At 60.5% G+C, this 17,684-nt stretch carries 16 protein-coding genes, 1 tRNA gene and 1 pseudogene; 6 read left to right on the top strand and 12 right to left on the bottom strand.

Going from position 1 to position 17,684, the window contains the following annotated elements; genetic code table 11:
- Positions 1-2: 2 nt before the first annotated feature.
- The 4 genes from Q672_RS24795 to Q672_RS24810 all read right to left on the bottom strand — a co-directional run bounded on the left by Q672_RS24795 (position 3) and on the right by Q672_RS24810 (position 5,084).
- Entirely contained in the window at positions 3-1,253 is a 1,251-nt protein-coding gene (locus Q672_RS24795) for an aspartate aminotransferase family protein (RefSeq protein ID WP_022985162.1), read from the bottom strand.
- 73 nt (positions 1,254-1,326) lie between these two features.
- Positions 1,327-2,457, bottom strand: coding sequence for an isocitrate/isopropylmalate dehydrogenase family protein (locus Q672_RS24800; RefSeq protein ID WP_022985163.1), 1,131 nt, complete (start codon positions 2,455-2,457; stop codon positions 1,327-1,329).
- Between the two features lie 81 nt (positions 2,458-2,538).
- Positions 2,539-3,996: an NAD-dependent succinate-semialdehyde dehydrogenase gene (locus Q672_RS24805; RefSeq protein WP_022985164.1), complete on the bottom strand. Its 1,458-nt coding sequence runs from the start codon at positions 3,994-3,996 to the stop codon at positions 2,539-2,541.
- Positions 3,997-4,265: 269 nt separating this feature from the next.
- The gene (locus Q672_RS24810; protein ID WP_022985165.1) at positions 4,266-5,084 is read right to left on the bottom strand and encodes an inositol monophosphatase family protein; all 819 of its coding nucleotides are present in this window, start codon (positions 5,082-5,084) and stop codon (positions 4,266-4,268) included.
- Positions 5,085-5,235: 151 nt separating this feature from the next.
- Here Q672_RS24810 and trmJ point away from each other — a divergent pair, with 151 nt between their 5' ends.
- Both trmJ and cysE read left to right on the top strand, forming a co-directional pair.
- Entirely contained in the window at positions 5,236-6,009 is a 774-nt protein-coding gene (gene trmJ, locus Q672_RS24815) for a tRNA (cytosine(32)/uridine(32)-2'-O)-methyltransferase TrmJ (RefSeq protein ID WP_022985166.1), read from the top strand.
- Between the two features lie 52 nt (positions 6,010-6,061).
- Entirely contained in the window at positions 6,062-6,829 is a 768-nt protein-coding gene (gene cysE, locus Q672_RS24820) for a serine O-acetyltransferase (protein WP_022985167.1), read from the top strand.
- Positions 6,830-6,906: 77 nt separating this feature from the next.
- Here cysE and ychF read toward each other — a convergent pair whose 3' ends face one another.
- The gene (ychF, locus tag Q672_RS24825; RefSeq protein WP_022985168.1) at positions 6,907-7,998 is read right to left on the bottom strand and encodes a redox-regulated ATPase YchF; all 1,092 of its coding nucleotides are present in this window, start codon (positions 7,996-7,998) and stop codon (positions 6,907-6,909) included.
- Between the two features lie 172 nt (positions 7,999-8,170).
- Here ychF and Q672_RS24830 point away from each other — a divergent pair, with 172 nt between their 5' ends.
- Positions 8,171-8,911, top strand: a complete 741-nt coding sequence (locus Q672_RS24830; RefSeq protein WP_031226357.1) for a glutathione S-transferase family protein — start codon at positions 8,171-8,173, stop codon at positions 8,909-8,911.
- A 44-nt stretch (positions 8,912-8,955) separates the two neighbouring features.
- Here Q672_RS24830 and pth read toward each other — a convergent pair whose 3' ends face one another.
- From pth to Q672_RS24865, 7 genes are all read right to left on the bottom strand, one after another.
- Positions 8,956-9,543 (bottom strand): aminoacyl-tRNA hydrolase, encoded by a 588-nt coding sequence (pth, locus tag Q672_RS24835; protein WP_022985170.1) that lies wholly within the window; start codon positions 9,541-9,543, stop codon positions 8,956-8,958.
- An 8-nt stretch (positions 9,544-9,551) separates the two neighbouring features.
- Positions 9,552-10,193, bottom strand: a complete 642-nt coding sequence (locus Q672_RS24840) for a 50S ribosomal protein L25/general stress protein Ctc (RefSeq protein WP_022985171.1) — start codon at positions 10,191-10,193, stop codon at positions 9,552-9,554.
- Between the two features lie 286 nt (positions 10,194-10,479).
- Positions 10,480-11,439 (bottom strand): ribose-phosphate pyrophosphokinase, encoded by a 960-nt coding sequence (locus tag Q672_RS24845; RefSeq protein WP_022985172.1) that lies wholly within the window; start codon positions 11,437-11,439, stop codon positions 10,480-10,482.
- Positions 11,440-11,511: 72 nt separating this feature from the next.
- Positions 11,512-11,587 (bottom strand) — tRNA-Gln (locus Q672_RS24850).
- 21 nt (positions 11,588-11,608) lie between these two features.
- Complete coding sequence (ispE, locus tag Q672_RS24855; protein WP_022985173.1) at positions 11,609-12,523, bottom strand: 4-(cytidine 5'-diphospho)-2-C-methyl-D-erythritol kinase; 915 nt, start codon at positions 12,521-12,523, stop codon at positions 11,609-11,611.
- Positions 12,520-13,104: a lipoprotein insertase outer membrane protein LolB gene (lolB, locus tag Q672_RS24860; protein ID WP_022985174.1), complete on the bottom strand. Its 585-nt coding sequence runs from the start codon at positions 13,102-13,104 to the stop codon at positions 12,520-12,522. The genes ispE and lolB overlap by 4 nt, the downstream gene beginning before the upstream one ends.
- Entirely contained in the window at positions 13,101-14,813 is a 1,713-nt protein-coding gene (locus Q672_RS24865) for a tetratricopeptide repeat protein (protein ID WP_022985175.1), read from the bottom strand. Before Q672_RS24865 ends, lolB begins: the two co-directional genes overlap by 4 nt.
- Positions 14,814-15,040: 227 nt before the next feature.
- Here Q672_RS24865 and hemA point away from each other — a divergent pair, with 227 nt between their 5' ends.
- The 3 genes and pseudogenes from hemA to Q672_RS0117145 form a co-directional block, all read left to right on the top strand.
- Entirely contained in the window at positions 15,041-16,303 is a 1,263-nt protein-coding gene (gene hemA, locus Q672_RS24870; RefSeq protein WP_022985176.1) for a glutamyl-tRNA reductase, read from the top strand.
- Between the two features lie 98 nt (positions 16,304-16,401).
- Positions 16,402-17,487, top strand: coding sequence for a peptide chain release factor 1 (gene prfA / locus Q672_RS24875; protein WP_022985177.1), 1,086 nt, complete (start codon positions 16,402-16,404; stop codon positions 17,485-17,487).
- Between the two features lies 1 nt (position 17,488).
- A pseudogene (locus Q672_RS0117145) lies at positions 17,489-17,684 on the top strand (peptide chain release factor N(5)-glutamine methyltransferase); the annotation flags it as partial.

Here is a 17,684-nt window from a genome sequence, read left to right on the forward strand (position 1 = left end):
GCTCAGGCGGTGGCCTTCAGCGCCTTGGCAAACAGGTCAACGGCCTGATCGATTTCTGTCTCGCTGACCGTCAACGGGGGCAGCCAGCGTACCACCTGTCCCTGGCTGCCGCAGCGCAGCATCAACATGCCGTTCTGCTCGCAATGTTTGAGAATGCGGCCAGCGCGGTCGCCGTCGGGAACGTGCGGCGCGCTGACCATTTCCACGCCCAACATCAGACCGGCGCCGCGGATTTCATCGATGCCGCCGTCCTCTTTCTGCAAACCTTCAAGATGCTTTCGCAACCGGGCACCTAGGCTGTCGGCCCGGGCGACCAGCTGTTCATCCTCGATGACATCCAGGGTGGCAAGGGCCGCTGCGCAGGCCACCGCGTTGGCGCCGTAAGTGCCGCCCTGGGAGCCTGGATAACCGTGGCTCATCAAGTCCTTGCTGGCGGCGATGGCAGACAGCGGGTAACCGCTGGCCAGCCCCTTGGCAGTAATAATCAGGTCGGGCTTCACATTGAAATGCTGGTGGCTCCAGAAACGCCCGGTGCGGCCATAGCCCGCCTGGATTTCGTCGGCAATGAGCAAGATGCCGTGCTTGTCGCACCGCTCGCGCAAGCCTTCCATGAACCCGGTTGTGGCGGGGTAATAACCGTATTCACCCTGCACCGGCTCAATGATCATGGCGGCGGTGTCTGCCGGATTGCACTCGGTGGCGAAGATATGGTCCAGCTCGTGCAGGCAGGCCGCCACGCATTCGTCCATGTTCTGTTGATAGCGGTAGGCATGGGGGAAGGGGGCGATGCTGACCCCGGCCATGAGCGGTTGCCAGCCGGTGCGGACCTTGCTGGTGGAGGTGGTCAGGGAGGCCGCCGCCAAAGTGCGGCCATGGAAGCCACCGCGAAAGGCAATCAGATTGGTGCGTCCGGTGGCCTGACGGGCCAGCCGCACGGCGGCTTCGACGGATTCGCTGCCGGAATTGGAAAAGGCCACCGCATCGAGTCCTTTGGGCAAGTGCTCATAGAGCCTGTCCGTCAGTGCCAGCATGTTGGGGTGGGTGACCGTGGCGTATTGAGCATGCACCAGCTTGGCCACTTGTTCCTGGGCAGCCGCAACGACCCTTGGGTGGCAATGGCCTGTGGCGGTGACGCCAATCCCGGACGTGAAATCCAGCCAGCGGTTGCCGTCCTTGTCATAGAGCCAGCTTCCTTCGCCGCGCTCCGCACAAATGCCGCTGGACTGGACCAGCAGGGGGGACAAATGACTCATGGCGCCTCCGTTTACCAATGCTTGCGATGTGTTTGCTTTGCTGTCGCGGTTTTCCTCATCAATGGCGCTGCCCTCAGACGGCAGCGGCCATACGTTGACTCAATCGTTGGCCGGTTTCCCGGGTGCCTGTAAAGGGCTGTCGTAAATCCTCTGCTATCAGGTCATGCAGATGTTGTGCCGCATTGCCGATGGCCGGATGGTTCGGCGCCAGGGTGTCCAGCAGCATGGCCAGGCTTAACAGGGTGGCACGGGGGTCCGCCAGATTCTTTCCGGCGATATCCGGGGCACTGCCGTGTACCGGCTCAAACAGGGCTGGCGTGTCGGCGTCAGCCGGATTCAGGTTGGCAGACGGTGCCAGGCCCGGCCCGCCACACAGCACTGCAGCCAGGTCGGTGAGAATGTCGCCGTGCAGGTTGCTGGCCACGATCACATCGAACTGCCAGGGACTTTGCACGAACTTCATGCAGGCGGCGTCCACCAGCTCGTGATGGGTGTCCACCTCGGGATAGAGAGCCGCGATGCGGGCGAAGGTTTCGGTGTACAGATCTCCCCAGAAGGGTTGCGCATTGCGTTTGGTGATCAGGCACACCTGGGCGGCTTTGCCGTCCTTGAACTGGCGTGGGGTGTCGCGCAGTCGGGCACGTTCTTCGGCACGTTCGAAGGCATGGCGAATCAGCCGTTCTGTGGCCGTGGCGGTGAAGACTTCGACCTGGGTGGCGATTTCGTCTGCCGTGCCGGCCCGCAGGCGGCCGCCCTGATTGCTGTATTCGCCTTCACTGTTTTCCCGAATCACCAGCATGTCGACGTCTTTGGCGCGTGGGTCCGCGAGGTATTGGGAAGCACCAGCCAGCCAGCGGGCAGGGCGCTCGCAGGCCCATAAATCCAGCTGTTTGCGCAGGGCCAGCAAAGGCCCCAGTGAAATACTGTCAGAGAGGACAAACCGCTCAGGATCATCCAGTGGGCCGGGATCACCCAGTGCCCCGAGAAGGATGCCGTCGAAGCGGCGCAATTGCGCCACGCCATCCTCAGGCATCATCTGCCCGTGCTGCTGGTACCAGGCATGGGATGGCCAGGGAAACAGGGTCGCAGCGAGGGGGAGCTGATAGCGTTGAATCAACTGTTCCAGGAGCGCGTCCGCCACATCCATGACTTCCGGGCCAATGCCGTCACCGGGCAACAGGGCAATGTTCAGCGTTTGTCCCATTCCGTCTCCTTTCTGGCCGGCGCGGTTCTGTCTTCAGGCCTCACTCAGGGGTGGGCCGCGCCAGGCGACCGTTCAGGGGTATCAGCTACCCATGCAGAGATATTTTTCTTCCAGGTACTCATCCATTCCCTGATGGGAGCCTTCCCGGCCCAGGCCGGATTCCTTGACGCCGCCGAAGGGGGCCGCAGCATTGGAAATCAGGCCTTCGTTGACGCCGACCATGCCGCTTTCCAGTGCTTCAGCCACACGCCAGCAGCGGTGGATGTTATTGCTGTAGAAATAGGCCGCCAGGCCGTACGGGGTGTCGTTGGCAATCCGGATGGCGTCTTCTTCGCTCTTGAACGGGATGACGGCGGCCAGTGGGCCGAAGGTTTCTTCCTGGCAGAGCTGGGCGTCCTGGCTGACACCGGTGATCAGGGTAGGCTGTACAAAACTGCCGCCGCGTTCATGTCGCTGCCCGCCGGTGATAACAGTGGCGCCCTTGCCCAGGGCATCCTCGATATGCTCCATGACCTTGTCGGCGGCACCGCGATTGATCAGGGCGGCCTGGGTCACGCCATCGTCCATGCCATTGCCTACGTTCATGGCTTCGATGGCGACCTTGAGCTTGTCCACGAAGGCATCATGCACGCTGTCCTGTACCAGGAAGCGGTTAACACACACGCAGGTCTGGCCGGTGTTGCGGAATTTGCTGGCCATGGCGCCCTCCACCGCCTTGTCCAGATCGGCATCATCAAACACGATGAAGGGCGCATTGCCGCCGAGTTCCAGTGAGACCTTCTGGATATGTTTGGCGCATTGGGCCATCAGTTTGCTGCCCACTTCGGTGGAACCGGTAAAACTCAGCTTGCGAACAATGGGGGAGTCGGTCAGGGCGGTGGAAATTGCCCCTGCACTACCGGTAATGACGCTGAAAACGCCGGCCGGAATGCCGGCCCGCTGGGCCAGCTCTGCCAGTGCCAATGCCGAATAGGGGGTGGCGCTGGCCGGTTTGACGACCATGGTACAGCCGGCTGCCAGAGCCGCACCCGCCTTGCGGGTAATCATGGAGGAGGGGAAATTCCAGGGGGTGATCGCGGCGGTGACACCGATGGGTTGTTTGATGACCACGATACGCTGGCCGGGTTTTGGTGCCGGGATGGTGTCGCCGTAGGCGCGACGGGCTTCTTCAGCAAACCATTTCAGAAACGAGGCGGCGTAGGCAATTTCGCCTTTGGCTTCGGCCAGGGGTTTGCCTTGCTCCAGTGTCATCAGCAGACCGAGGTCGTCCTGATGTTCCATCATCAGGTCATGCCAGGTTTCCAGCAGGCCGGCCCGTTCTGCGGCAGTTTTGTCTCGCCACGCAGGGAAGGCGGCATGGGCGGCATCAATGGCGCGGCGGGTTTCGGCCTCGCCCATGCGTGGCGCAGTACCCAGCGTCTCTTCAGTGGCCGGGTTGTCCACCGTGAAAGTGCCACCGTCGTCCGCATCACACCATTGACCGTCGATGTAGCACTGCTCACGGAAAAGTGACGGATCCGATAGCGTTACTGAGCCCATTCCATGTCTCCTTGCCAACGTGTCTGTCTTTCACGCTAGCAAAGCACACACAGATGTCCATGCCGAATTGCAAAAATCGGTTTGGGGTCTAAGGAAATCAGCGGCGAGCGATTAGCGGTGAGCTGCGAGAAAAAGCGGAAAAGCAGAAATCGAAGCGCTTAACAGGAAGGAAGCTGACATGGAAGGCAATGGGGTGCGGCTCAAGAGGTGCTGGTTGGCACCTGGCTTGGGCCGCGTCATGGCTGGAAGCGGATAGCTCGAAGCTGTCTTTATCTTCGCAGACCGTCGGTAAGATGGGGTTTGATTTTTTGCAGCAGGCCTTTGAACACCTTGGGGCTGCCAGCGACCACGCCGCCGCTTTCCAGGTACTTGTGACCACCGCTCAGGTCGCCAACCAGCCCGCCGGCTTCGGTGATCAGCAAGGCGCCAGCAGCCATGTCCCACTCGGCCAGACCGAATTCAAAGAAACCATCCAGGCGGCCTGCGGCCAGCCAGGCCAGGTCCTGGGCGGCAGAGCCCGGGCGGCGCAAGCCTGCGGTGCTGGCGGCGATGTCGGCAAACATGCCCAGGTAAGCGTCCATGAAGGGGGCTTGATCCTTGCGGAACGGGAAACCGGTGCCGATCAGGCAGCCGTCCAGGCCGGGACGGTTGGTGCAGCGAATGCGGCGGCCATTGAGGGCCGCGCCCCGACCACGGCTGGCGGTGAATTCCTCATCGCGGTTGGGATCGTAAATCACCGCATGTTCCACTTTGCCTTTGTGCTTGAGGGCAATGGAAACGCAGTACTGGGGGAAGCCATGGATAAAGTTGGTGGTGCCATCCAGCGGGTCGATTATCCACTGATAATCGGCCCCTTCGCCCTTGCCTTCGATGATGCCGGATTCCTCGGCGAGAATGCCGTGGTCCGGATAGGCTTTCAGGAGGGTTTCGATAATGCGCTTTTCAGCCGCACGATCCACTTCGGTAACGAAGTCGTTCATGCCCTTCTTGGTGACAGACACCGGGTCACTGCTTTCGGCAGCGCGTCTAATCAGGTTACCCGCGGAGCGGGCGGCTCGCAGGGCGATATTCACTTGCGGCGCATGCATGCATCTGTCCTCAAAAATTGACTGTAAAAGAGCTCCGGCAGCAGGGCAGGCCTGACCGGGGCGCGGATTGTAGCAGAGCCTAAGCAGTCATTAATACACTCTCATGATAACATTGCCGTCTTTTACGACCAGACCTGTTACAGGAACGCTGATGCTGGAAAATGTGCGTATCGTGATGGTGGAAACCACCCATCCCGGTAATGTGGGGGCTGCTGCCCGAGCCATGAAAACCATGGGGTTGTCGGATCTTCGCCTTGTAAAACCGCAGGGCTACCCCAATGTGGAAGCCACTGCCCGGGCGTCAGGTGCCGGCGATGTGCTGGAAGCCGCGCAGGTATGTGACAGCCTGGATGAGGCCCTGGAAGGCGCCACGCTGGTGATTGGTACCAGTGCTCGCCAGCGACGGATTCCCTGGCCCTGTCTGACCCCCCGTCAGCTGGCGGCGCAGTTGTCCCACGAGCCGGAAGAAACACGCATTGCGGTGCTGTTCGGCCGTGAAGACCGCGGGCTGACCAACGACGAGCTGCGTCGTTGCAACCTGCACGTGAGCGTCCCGGCCAACCCGGATTACGGGGTGTTGAATGTAGCCTCGGCGGTGCAGCTGATCTGTTACGAGTTGCGCCTGGCGTTGCTGGGAGAGGATTTCGATCTCAAGGAAGCCCGCTCGCGCCGCGAAGCGATGCCCTTGCCCGAGATGTTCTGGGATGAGCCGCTTGCTACCAACGAGGCGGTGGCCGGTTTTCTGGATCACCTGGAAACGGTCATGGAGCAGAGTGGGTTCCTGAATCCGGAGCAGCCGGGGCAGGTCATGACGCGCATGCGCCGTTTGTTTATGCGCGCCCGACCCGACAAAATGGAAATGAGCATTTTGCGGGGTGTGCTGGTGGCGCTGGAGAAAAAAATGAAGGAGGGCGGCAACCCGTAACGCAGACCGGGTTGGCGCATCCATAAGGACTCAGGTCCTGGACGAGGTAGCTATGTTTGATCGAGTACGCGAGGACATTGCGTCGGTATTTCATCGGGACCCGGCGGCCCGCAACACGCTGGAAGTGTTGCTCAACTATCCCGGCCTGCATGCGGTGCTGTTTCACCGTCTGGCCCATGGCCTGTGGCGGCGCAACTTCAAGCAGTTGGCGCGCATTATTTCCACGTTTTCCCGCTGGCTGACCGGTATTGAAATCCACCCGGGTGCCAAGATTGGTCGTCGGTTCTTTATCGACCACGGCATGGGGGTGGTGATCGGTGAAACCGCAGAGATCGGCGATGACGTCACCTTGTATCACGGGGTGACCCTGGGCGGCACCAGCTGGAACAAAGGCAAGCGCCACCCGACCCTGGAAGATGGGGTGGTGGTGGGGGCCGGCGCCAAGGTGCTGGGCCCGTTTACCGTGCGCAAGGGCGCCAAGATCGGTTCCAACTCGGTAGTGACCAAAGAGGTACCGGAAGGGGCAACGGTGGTGGGGATCCCGGGTCGTGTGATCAACAAGCCGCTCACCGAGAAAGAAAAGACCCGTCAGGAAATGGCCGAGAAAATCGGATTTCAGGCCTATGGGGTCAGCAACGACATGCCCGACCCGGTGGCCGAAGCCATTCACTTGCTGCTGGATCACATGCATGCGGTGGACAACAAGCTGGATCGGGTGTGCACCAACCTGAAAAAGCAGGGCATTCAGGGCTGTGATGAGAAGCTGCCGGAGTTGAAGGATGAAGACTTTGAGCCGGTGAATGCGGGTGGCACTGATTAAATCAGTTAACAGCGAAAAACGAAAAGGCCGCCCCTCGGGCGGCCTTTTCGTTTTAGCGTGTTGCGTGCCTGTGGCGTTTACACGTTGAAGCGGAAGTGCACTACATCGCCGTCCTTGACGATGTATTCCTTGCCTTCCAGGCGCCATTTGCCGGCATCCTTGGCGCCGGACTCACCGTTGTGCTCGATGTAGTCATCGTAGGCAGTGACTTCGGCACGGATGAAGCCTTTCTCGAAATCGGTGTGGATGACCCCGGCGGCTTGTGGCGCGGTGGCGCCCACTTTGACGGTCCAGGCGCGGACTTCCTTCTTGCCGGCGGTGAAGTAGGTCTGCAGGCCGAGCAGGCTGAAACCCGCACGGATTACCCGGTTCAGACCCGGTTCGTCCATGCCGAGATCAGACAGGAAATCCGCCTTCTCTTCGTCGTCCAGCTCGGCGATTTCGGATTCAATCTTGGCGCAGATCGGCACCACGGAAGAGTTCTCTTTCTCGGCCAGCTCGCGTACGGCATCCAGCAGGGCGTTGTCTTCGAAGCCGCCTTCGTCCACGTTGGCAATGTACATGGTCGGCTTGAGCGTCAGCAGGTTGAGGCTCTTGAGCACCTTGCGCTCGTCGTCATTGAGCTCCACGGAGCGGGCAGGCTCGCCCTCGTTCAATGCGGGTAATACCTTGTCGAGAACAGGAAGGAGGCCTTTGGCATCCTTGTCCTGGCCCTTGGCGGCTTTGGTGGCACGCAGGTGGGCCTTTTCCACGGTATCCAGATCCGCCAGTGCCAGCTCGGTATTGATCACGGCGATATCGTCCAGCGGTGAGACCTTGCCGGCCACGTGGATAACATTTTCGTCGTCGAAGCAACGTACCACATGGGCGATAGCGTCGGTTTCACGGATGTTGGCAAGGAACTTGTTGCCCAGGCCTTCGCCTTTGGAGGCGCCGGCAACCAGGCCGGCAATGTCCACGAATTCCATGGTGGCGGGCATTACGCGCTCCGGATCCACGATGGCGGACAGTTTGTCCAGACGCGGGTCGGGTACCGGGACCACGCCAGTGTTGGGCTCAATGGTGCAGAACGGGAAGTTCTCGGCATCAATCCCCGCCTTGGTGAGCGCGTTGAACAGGGTGGATTTGCCCACGTTGGGCAGACCGACGATACCGCATTTGAAACCCATGACAGACCTCCAGTTTTCGAGGCCGCAATGCTACTGAAAGCGGGCCGGAAAAGCGACCACCGGCAGGCGGAAAGCGGGGTTGCTGGGGGGACGGCATGGCAGGGCGCTGATGCCGATGTGCCATTTTGGGGAGGGGCTAGACTGCGGCCATGATCCTGACTGGCGCACCATCATGACTGACCGCATTCTTTACCAGTTTCCGATTTCGCATTATTGCGAGAAAACCCGCTGGCAGCTTGACCACAAGGGGCTGGGTTTCCGTATCCATAACCTGCTGCCCGGGCCGCACCGTATCCGCACCCGCTTGATGGCCCGGATCGATACCTTGCCAATTCTTCGTGACGGCAAGCGGACGGTGGGCGATTCCACCCGGATTGCCTATTACCTGGAAAAGACATACCCGGAACGCCCCCTGTTACCGGAAGACCGGGAGCTGCGAGCCCGGGTGATTGAGCTGGAGCAGCAGTTTGACCGCATTGGTGTTCATGTCCGCCGTTGGCTCTATGGGCAGATCATTGACCGGCCGGAAGTGATGGATGCCATGCTCACGCCCTACGGGCTGCCGGCGATGGTGCAGAAAGTCATGACACCCGTGACCCGTGAGGCGGTGCGTCGCCTGTACCGGATCCAACCCAAGGCGGTGATGCGTTCCGAGCAGCGTGTGGAGGAAGGGCTTGCCCTGGTGGAGTCCTGCCTTCAAAAGGGCAATGGGCACTATCTGGTAGGGGACACCTTTACGTTGGCGGACATTGCCGCAGCCAGCCTGTTGGCGCCGCTGCTGAGCCCAGTCGGTACCCCTTGGGATATTTTCGACGAGAGCACCCTTTCCCCGGCTCTGCAGGCACAGCTGCATAAGCTCAATACCCGGCCGGCTGGACAATGGGTGCTGGCGCGTTACGGGCAGGATCGATAATGCGGGCAACACGCGAACGGGTCAGGGAAGGCTGAACCTGTCCTCTACGCCTTGAACCCATTCAGTTGATTCATCGCGCTGTTCAGTTCCCCGCGAAGCATATCCGGGGTGTGATACACCGCTTCGTCGATGGCGCGGTCAATCAGATCACGGTCGGCTTTCGACGGCTTGTTGAGCACATGAGGCGTGACCTGGGCAGCAGAGCCGGGATGGCCAATACCAAGCCGCAAGCGGTAGAAGTCGCGGCTGTTGCCATGCTTGCTGATGATGTCGCGCAGACCATTATGCCCACCGTGGCCTCCGCCCAACTTGAAGCGGGCAGTGCCTGGAGGCAGGTCGAGTTCGTCGTGGGCGACCAGTATCTGCGTGACAGGGATCTTGAAGAAATTGGCCAGTGCGGCCGTGGCTTGACCACTGCGATTCATGAAAGTGGTCGGGACCAGCAGGCGAATGGTTTCGCCTTCAAAGGTGAAGGTGCCGGTCAGGCCGAAGTACTTCTTGTCTTCGGAAAGGAAAACGCCCTGGCGGCGAGCCAGGGCGTCAATGTACCAGACGCCGGCATTGTGGCGGGTGTCTTCGTATTCGCGGCCCGGGTTACCCAGGCCTACGATCAGTCGAACAGGTTCCGCCACGGTGCGTCTTATTCTTCGCTGGCTGCTTCTTCGCCGCCTTCTTCGTCGTCAGACTCGGAAGCACGTACTTTCGGCGCGTGGATAGCAGCAACCGGCTGGTCGTGGTCGTCGCCCAGCGCCAGCTGAGTCAGTTCCACGCCTTTCGGCAGTTTCAGGTCGGACAGGTGAACGATGGCGTTCATTTCGACTTCAGCCATATCCACTTCGATGAACTCAGGCAGATCCTGCGGCAGACAGCTCACTTCCACTTCGGAAATGTTGTGCTGGATTTCGCCACCCTGCTTCTTCACGCCAATGGAGCCGGCTTCGTTGATGAAGTGCAGCGGTACGTTCATGGTGATCTTGTGGGTCTTGTCCACACGCAGGAAATCCGCGTGGGTCGGAACACCTTTGGCCGGGTGACGCTGCAGGTCACGCAGTACCGCCTGTACATCCTTGCCGTCGACTTTCAGGGTCAGGATGTGGCTGTAGAACGCTTCGTTTTCCAGGGCTTTTTTCAGCTCGCGCAGCTCAACGCTGATCATCTGCGGTTCGGCTTCGCCACCATAGAGGATGCCAGGTACGCGATCTTGCAGACGACGCAGGCGGCGGCTCGCACCTTTCCCCGCGTCGCTGCGGATTTCTGCATTCAGCAGGAATTCATTGGACATGTTATGTCTCCAGTCTGCTCTCGGGCTTCCCGCGACCAGGTCGGCCAGAGAGGTTGATAAAACCACGGAGGATTCCGCGGGGGCGCGATTATGCATGAAATCTGGCCGGGAGGCCAGCAGGGCAAGAGTTGAAAGTCCAAAGTTTAAAGTCAAAACGTGGTTATGGCGTGGGGGCGACCCCAAAAAGCAGGAGGCCGCGCCCAAAACTGGTGCGCGGCCTCCGCGGCGGCGGTACAAGATGGTCTTGCCCGCGTTTCAACTTTTAACGTTCATCTCGAAACCGGGGTTACACCAGCTCCAATCGGTCGAACATGGCGCTGAGCGACTCTTCGTTGTTCACCCGGCGAACGGTCTCTGCCAGCATCGGCGCCAGGCTGAGCACGCGAATCTTGTCACAGGCGCGGCCAGCTTCTGACAGCGGGATGGTGTCGGTCACCACCAGTTGGTCCAGAGAGCTGCTGGCGATGTTATCGATGGCCGGGCCAGACAGTACCGGGTGGGTAATGTAGGCGTAGACCTTGGATGCGCCATGATCCTTCAGTGCCTGGGCGGCTTTGCACAGGGTGCCGGCGGTATCGACCATGTCGTCTACCAGGATGCAGGTGCGGCCTTCCACTTCACCGATGATATGCATGACCTGAGAGACATTGGCCTTGGGGCGGCGTTTGTCGATGATGGCCAGGTCAGCATCGTTGAGTTGCTTGGCCAAAGCGCGGGCACGGACTACGCCACCCACGTCCGGGGACACGACCATCAGGTCGTCGTGTTTCTGGCGCTCGATGTCTGCCACGATCAGCGGGGTGGCGTAGACGTTGTCTACCGGAATGTCGAAGAAGCCCTGGATCTGATCTGCATGCAGGTCGACGGTTACCACGCGGTCGATGCCCACGGTGGTGATCATGTCGGCCACCACTTTGGCGGTAATCGGCACTCGTGCGGAGCGCACGCGGCGATCCTGACGGGCGTAACCAAAGTACGGCATCACAGCGGTAATACGGCCGGCGGAGGAGCGACGCAGTGCGTCGGCCATGACCAGCAGTTCCATGATGTTGTTGTTGGTGGGGTTGCAGGTGGACTGGACGATGAAGACGTCCTTGCCGCGCACGTTTTCCTGAATTTCCACGGCGACTTCACCATCGCTGAACGTGCCAACGTCGGCATTGCCGATGGGCAGATTCAGGTGGTTGACCATGGCGCGGGCCAGTTCGGGATTTGCGTTACCGGTGAAAACGACGAGCTTGGACACTGGCGCCTCTCTTCTCTTCGTGCTTCGTATCGTGAATTTCTGGCCCCGGGAAGGGAGGGCCGGGAAAGAAAATGGCTGGGGTAGCAGGACTCGAACCTACGAATGACGGGATCAAAACCCGTTGCCTTACCAACTTGGCGATACCCCAACACGCTTTTACAGGTCTGCACTACTTATGCGTTTGTGCAGATTCGCCTGAATTCTTTGTCTCTCGAAACTTCGCCAGTGTCTCTCCAAGCGTTTGATGGAGAGGAGAAGTATTACCGCTTCGAGCGACGAAACCTGTCCAGTGTTGTGGCAACTGTTGCAGCAATTGCTGCCCCTGTTGCGATCCGGTGAGGCGTGCAAAGCAGCAAGCGCCGGTACCGGTCATACGGGCATTACCCGTATGTTGCCTGAGCCAGTCGAGGGCCTTGCCGATCTCCGGAAAGTGCCGCTGTGCCACCGCTTCACAGTCGTTGTGAAAGTCGCGGGTCAGCACCGCCTCAAGCGAGGCCGGTAATTTACTGATGGGGGTATCCCTTGTCAATTCCCGGTCGCCGAAAATTCGAGCAGTTGATACATGAATTCCGGGGTGAATGACTAAAAAATGGGCATCCGGCAGGGAAACCGGTGTAATTTTCTCTCCCACCCCCTCGGCCCAGGCGCTGCGGCCGCGGACGAAGACGGGCACATCGGCGCCCAGATGGAGGCCAAGTTCGGCGAGGGTGTCCAGCGACAGCCCCAGGTTCCACAGCTGGTTAAGGCCCAGCAGGGCGGTGGCAGCATCGGAGGAGCCTCCGCCTACGCCGCCCCCCATGGGGAGGCGTTTTTGCAGACGGATGCGCGCGCCGTTGCGCGTTTGGGTGTGGTGCTGCAAGACCTGGGCGGCGCGCAGGATCAGGTTACTGCTGTCGCAGGGGACTTCCGGGTCATCGCATTCCAGACTCAGGCTCTCAGCAGGTTCGAAGTGCAGCGTGTCTCCGTGATCCAGCAGGGCGAAGACGGTCTGCAGGCAGTGGTAGCCGTCTGTCCGCTGCCCGGTGATGTGCAGGAACAGGTTGAGCTTGGCCGGGGCGGGCAGGGTCAGAATGGCAGCCATCATTGTCCGAGGCCGGGTTGCCAGTCCTTGATCAGCAGGGTGAAGCGGTTGCCGTTCTGGGTGGCCTTGATACGGAATGGCAGTTCAACGCCGGCCACCGTTTCATAGCGGTCAAAGGTGAGGGTCCAGCCCAATTGCTCCAGGCTCTGCAGGCGTTCAAGGTCATCATAGCTGGCTTCGCCCGGCGCGCCAGGCCAGGGTAGGCCCCGTGCCCAGTATTGCAGGGCGGATACCGGTAACCAGAAGCCGGTCAGGTGCCAGGCCAGTTCGCCTGGGCTGCGGGCCTGATATTGCTCTTTGGCGGTAATCAGCTCGGCACGGCCGGTGTCCCAGCGAAGGTCGGCGCTGCCGAAGCCCAGCGGGCCGGAAAAACGGATTTCGCCTCGGGCGGGTTGCTGGCGCCATTCAAAGGTGGCGCTCCCGCCATCATTGGGGGTGCGGTAGCCGAGTTTGCCTTCCATCTCCCAGCCCTGAATCTGGCTGGGGTGGGTGAAGGTGGTGAGTTCCGTGGTGGGCGTCTGACAGGCGCTCAGGATCAGCGGGATGCAGAGCGCGATAAGCACACGGCTAAGGCGGTGTTTCACAGTTTGGCTCCCAGCCGGTCCATGGTTTCACGGATATGCGGGGCATCGGGGTTGCTGTCCAGGGCGTCGCGCCAGACTTCCCGGGCCTGCCCCTGAGCGCCCAGCACCCACAACACTTCGCCGTAATGGGCGGCCACTTCGGGGTCCGGGAATTTTTCATAGGCCCGACGCAGATAGTCGCGAGCCCCTTTCAGGTCGCCGCGTCGGTACAGAACCCACCCCATTGAGTCGAGAATGGCCGGATCTTCGGGCCGCAGGGCCAGCGCACGGGAGACATATTCCAGGGCTTCGTCCAGCCGCAGATTGTGGTTGGCCAGGGTGTAGCCGAGTGCATTCAGGGCGCTGGCATCATCCGGTTCCAGTGTCAGAATGCGCCGCAGGTCGCTTTCCATTTTCTCCAGATCGCCGGCTTTTTCCGCTTGAGTGGCGCGGCTATAAAGCAGTTCGGTATTGTCTGGGTCGTCTTGCAGTGCATTGTCCAGAAGCGCAAGGGCGCCTTGCTGGTTGCCATGGCTGCTGATGATTTCCGCTTCGGTAATGGCGAGACTGGTAGACAGTTCCGGATGGCTGCGTCGCAGTGAGCTGATCAGGGCATGGGCCTGGGCGGGGTTGCCCTGGCGGACCATCAGTCGAGCAGCCTGTACCCGTGAGCGCATCCCTTGTGGGCCATCCACTTTCAGGTAGTGGTCGATGGCAAGTTCCAGATCTGCTTGCTGTTCGGCGGCCTGGCCCAGATACAGATGGATCTCGTTTGGACGGTAGTTCTCGGCGAGCAAGGCGTCGAGCTGGTCAGTGGCGGTGTCGGTGGCACCTGCCTCCAGTGCCAGCAAGGCCAGTGAAAACTTGAGATCCAGATCCCCCGGGTTCTGTTCAGACAAAATGGCAAGCTGCTTTTCGGCCTCGGCGATACTGCCAGTGGCCAGCAGCAAGCGGACATAGGTGATGCGCGGTCGGCGTGCTTTGGGGTACTTCTTGACCACCTTTTTCATGTGGCGAAGGGCGTCGCGACTCTCCCCCATTTCGAACAGTAACTGAGCCTTGAGTAGCAGGGCATCTTCGTGCCGAGGCATCAGTTTGATGGCGCGCTCATCGGCGTCCAGGGCGGCTTGCAGCTCTCCTTCGTGTTCCTTCCAGACGGCCCGGGCATACCACAGCGGTGCCTGATCCGGGTATTGCTCTGTCAATTGGGCGAGGGCCTTGACCAGCTGCAGGTTGCCCTGGGCGTCCAGGCCGCGGGCCTGGCTGACCATGCGGCCAAGGGATTCCTGTCCATGGCTGCCAATCAGGGTATCCAGGTATCGGGTGGCGGCATCGGTATTGCCGAGGCGAATTTCCGACAGGATCGCCAGTTGCAGAGCCTCCTCGTTGCCGGGATCCTGTTCCAGCCACTGCTCGCTGAGGGCCAGGGCTTGTTGGTGGTCTTCGAGATAGCTGGCCAGCTGGGCGGCCTGGCGGATGACGGTGGGGTCGCCGGTGGTGTTGGCGGCCTGGCCGTAATAGCCAAGGGTGACACCTAGCGCCTGCCGCTGGGCGGCCACTTCGGCTACCAGCAGGTCAGACAGGGTCTCGCTGTCATATCCGGGTGGCAGCGGCGTGCTGTCAGTCTGCTCGCTCCCGGCCGCGGGTTCAGGAGAAGGTTCGGCGGGTTGATGGGCACAACCGGTGAAGAGCAATGCGCCGCAGAGCGGCAATAGTGACCAAGGCGACATCAAAAGGACCTGCAATGTGTTTCCGTTATGATGGCACAGGCCTCTGCAAGCCGAAAACCTTATTGCAGCCATAGAAGGTAGCCATGGCCTGCGTCATTGTTTTGGGGGGCGCTTTCACGCAAAATGCCTCTCCCTTGCAGCCCCGCTTTTCGGGGTAACGCGGGCTGACGGGTACGGACGGGCAAGGGCAGGATATTGCCTGTCACGACGGACGGGCACGGGACACTATGAATCTGGTTGCTGTTGGCGTTAATCACACCACCGCAGATGTGGAGTTACGCGAACGTCTGGCGTTTTCCACGCAGCAGGCGCAGGCAGCGCTGGCCAGTCTTCGCGATGTGCCCGGGGTTTGTGAGGCCGCGTTGCTGTCGACCTGCAATCGCACCGAACTCTACTGTCTGACCGACGACAGCGCCCCTGACCTGGTGGCCTGGATGGCCGAGCGTCGTCATCTTTCCCGCGACAAGATCGAACCGGTTCTGTACCAGCATCAAGGCGAAGAGGCTCTGGAGCACATGATGCGGGTCGCTGGCGGCCTGGATTCCCTGGTATTGGGTGAGCCGCAGATTCTCGGGCAGATGCGTGAGGCCTATGCCCGCGCCCATGAGGCGGGTTTGCTCAATGGCGAATTGTCGCGCCTGTTCCAGGAAGTGTTCTCTGTGGCCAAGCGTATCCGCACCGAAACCGGCATTGGCGCCAATCCGGTGTCGGTGGCTTATGCTGCGGTCTCCTTTGCCCGTCACATCTTTGCCGATCTGAAAAAAAGCCGGGCCTTGTTGATCGGTGCTGGCGAGATGATTGAGCTGGTGGCCCGGCATCTCAGTGAACAACAGGTCCGTGAGATTACCATTGCCAACCGGACTCAGGCGCGGGCCAGTGAGCTGGCGGCCAGCGTGGGAGGGCGGGGTATCAGTCTGGAAGAGCTGCCCGTGGCGCTGGAGAATGCCGACATTCTGATTTCCTGTACCGCCGCGCCGTTGCCGATTCTCGGCAAGGGGATGGTAGAGCGAGCACTCAAGCAGCGCCGCCACCGGCCCATGTTCATGGTGGATATTGCCGTGCCAAGAGATATCGAGCCGGAGGTCGGCAATCTGGATGATGTGTACCTGTACACGGTGGACCATCTTCAGGAGGCGATCCAGGAGAATGTCCGGGCCCGACAGGATGCAGCCCGTGAAGCCTCTGAGCTGATCCGTGATGCCATTGTGCGCCACCGTCGCCAGCGCCGTGAACAGGATGCGGTGGGGGTGTTGCGTGATTACCGTGAAAATCGCACTCGCATGGCAGCGGATGAGTTGGATAAAGCCCTTCAACAGTTGAACAATGGCGGTGACGCGGAAGAGGTGTTGCGCCGTTTTCAGCATTCTCTGGTCAACAAGTGGCTTCACTCGCCCAGTGTGGCCCTGCGCAAGATGGCCGCAGAAGGTCGGGCAGAGGCATTGCTGGTCGCCCGTGAATTGTTGCTTGGCGACGATGACTCGTCGTCGTAGCCGGGGCGTTCTTCAGCGGTACCCTGGTCTTCGAAATATCCTGAATGTTGCGTGCGCCCATCGGGCGGCGTGGTTGCGTGAAGCGTGGAATCGATTTTATGAAAGCGTCGTTACAAGCCAAGCTGGATAAACTGGCAGACCGATTCGAGGAATTGTCGGGCCTGTTGTCGGATCCAGAGGTGATATCGAACCAGAACCGTTTCCGGGACCTGTCCCGCGAGTACGCTGAAATCGATCCGGTGATCAAATGCTACCGTGAATATCTGCAGGCGCAGGAAAACCTGGAGGCTGCCCGGGCCATGCAGGATGACAGCGATGCCGAAATGCGTGAAATGGGGGCAGAAGAAGCCCGCGAAGCCCAGTCGCAGATCGAGACGCTGGCCGATGAGCTACAGAAACTGATGCTGCCGAAAGACCCACGCGATAGCGCCAATGTCTTTCTGGAAGTGCGTGCGGGTACCGGCGGTGACGAGGCGGCGATTTTTGCCGGCGACCTGTTTCGCATGTATTCGAAGTACGCCGACCAGATGGGCTGGAAAGTGGAGCTGGTCAGTGCCAGCGAAGGCGAGCATGGTGGCTACAAGGAAGTGATTGCCCGAGTCATTGGCGATGGTGTGTATTCGCGGATGAAGTTCGAGTCTGGCGCTCACCGGGTGCAGCGCGTGCCTGCCACCGAATCCCAGGGGCGCATTCATACCTCTGCCTGCACCGTGGCCATCATGGCTGAAGCCGAAGACCTGGGCGATATCGAAATCCGCAACGAAGACCTGCGTATTGATACCTACCGTTCTTCCGGGGCGGGCGGTCAGCACGTTAACACCACCGACTCCGCGGTACGGATTACCCACTTGCCCACCGGTGTTGTGGTGGAGTGCCAGGACGAGCGTAGCCAGCACAAGAACAAGGCCCGGGCCATGAGCCTGCTCAGCGCCAGACTCTATGATGCCCAGCAGAATGCCGCCCACGCCGAGCAGGCGGCGGAGCGCAAATCCCTGGTGGGATCCGGGGACCGTTCCGAGCGCATTCGTACCTACAATTACCCCCAGGGTCGCATCACGGATCACCGCATCAACCTGACGTTGTATCGCCTCAATGAAGTGATGGAAGGCGATCTGGACGAAGTGTTGGGGGCATTGTTGGCCGAGCATCAGGCCGATCAGCTGGCTGCCCTGAGCGAGCAGTAACATGCGCATCGATGAGGCCCTGCGTCAGGCTCGTGGCCGTCTGGCATCGTCGCCTTCTGCCGCCCTGGATACAGAGCTGCTGCTGTGCCATGTCCTCGGCCAGACGCGTACCTGGCTGTTCACCTGGTCTGACCGGGAGCTGGAAGCGAGCCAGCAGACCGCCTTTGAGGCATTGCTGGCTCGGCGCGAAACCGGCG

The organism is Alcanivorax sp. P2S70 (assembly GCF_000475295.1).
Lineage (GTDB): Bacteria > Pseudomonadota > Gammaproteobacteria > Pseudomonadales > Alcanivoracaceae > Alcanivorax > Alcanivorax profundi.

Coding starts and splice junctions, on each gene's coding strand:
- Q672_RS24830 (WP_031226357.1), top strand. CDS start 8,171: ATGACTGACCGCATTCTTTACCAGTTTCCGATTTCGCATTATTGCGAG.
- ychF (WP_022985168.1), bottom strand. CDS start 7,998: ATGGGTTTCAAATGCGGTATCGTCGGTCTGCCCAACGTGGGCAAATCC.
- Q672_RS24805 (WP_022985164.1), bottom strand. CDS start 3,996: ATGGGCTCAGTAACGCTATCGGATCCGTCACTTTTCCGTGAGCAGTGC.
- prfA (WP_022985177.1), top strand. CDS start 16,402: ATGAAAGCGTCGTTACAAGCCAAGCTGGATAAACTGGCAGACCGATTC.
- Q672_RS24800 (WP_022985163.1), bottom strand. CDS start 2,457: ATGGGACAAACGCTGAACATTGCCCTGTTGCCCGGTGACGGCATTGGC.
- ispE (WP_022985173.1), bottom strand. CDS start 12,523: ATGATGGCTGCCATTCTGACCCTGCCCGCCCCGGCCAAGCTCAACCTG.
- Q672_RS24795 (WP_022985162.1), bottom strand. CDS start 1,253: ATGAGTCATTTGTCCCCCCTGCTGGTCCAGTCCAGCGGCATTTGTGCG.
- cysE (WP_022985167.1), top strand. CDS start 6,062: ATGTTTGATCGAGTACGCGAGGACATTGCGTCGGTATTTCATCGGGAC.
- hemA (WP_022985176.1), top strand. CDS start 15,041: ATGAATCTGGTTGCTGTTGGCGTTAATCACACCACCGCAGATGTGGAG.
- Q672_RS24840 (WP_022985171.1), bottom strand. CDS start 10,193: ATGTCCAATGAATTCCTGCTGAATGCAGAAATCCGCAGCGACGCGGGG.
- Q672_RS24865 (WP_022985175.1), bottom strand. CDS start 14,813: ATGTCGCCTTGGTCACTATTGCCGCTCTGCGGCGCATTGCTCTTCACC.
- Q672_RS24810 (WP_022985165.1), bottom strand. CDS start 5,084: ATGCATGCGCCGCAAGTGAATATCGCCCTGCGAGCCGCCCGCTCCGCG.
- trmJ (WP_022985166.1), top strand. CDS start 5,236: ATGCTGGAAAATGTGCGTATCGTGATGGTGGAAACCACCCATCCCGGT.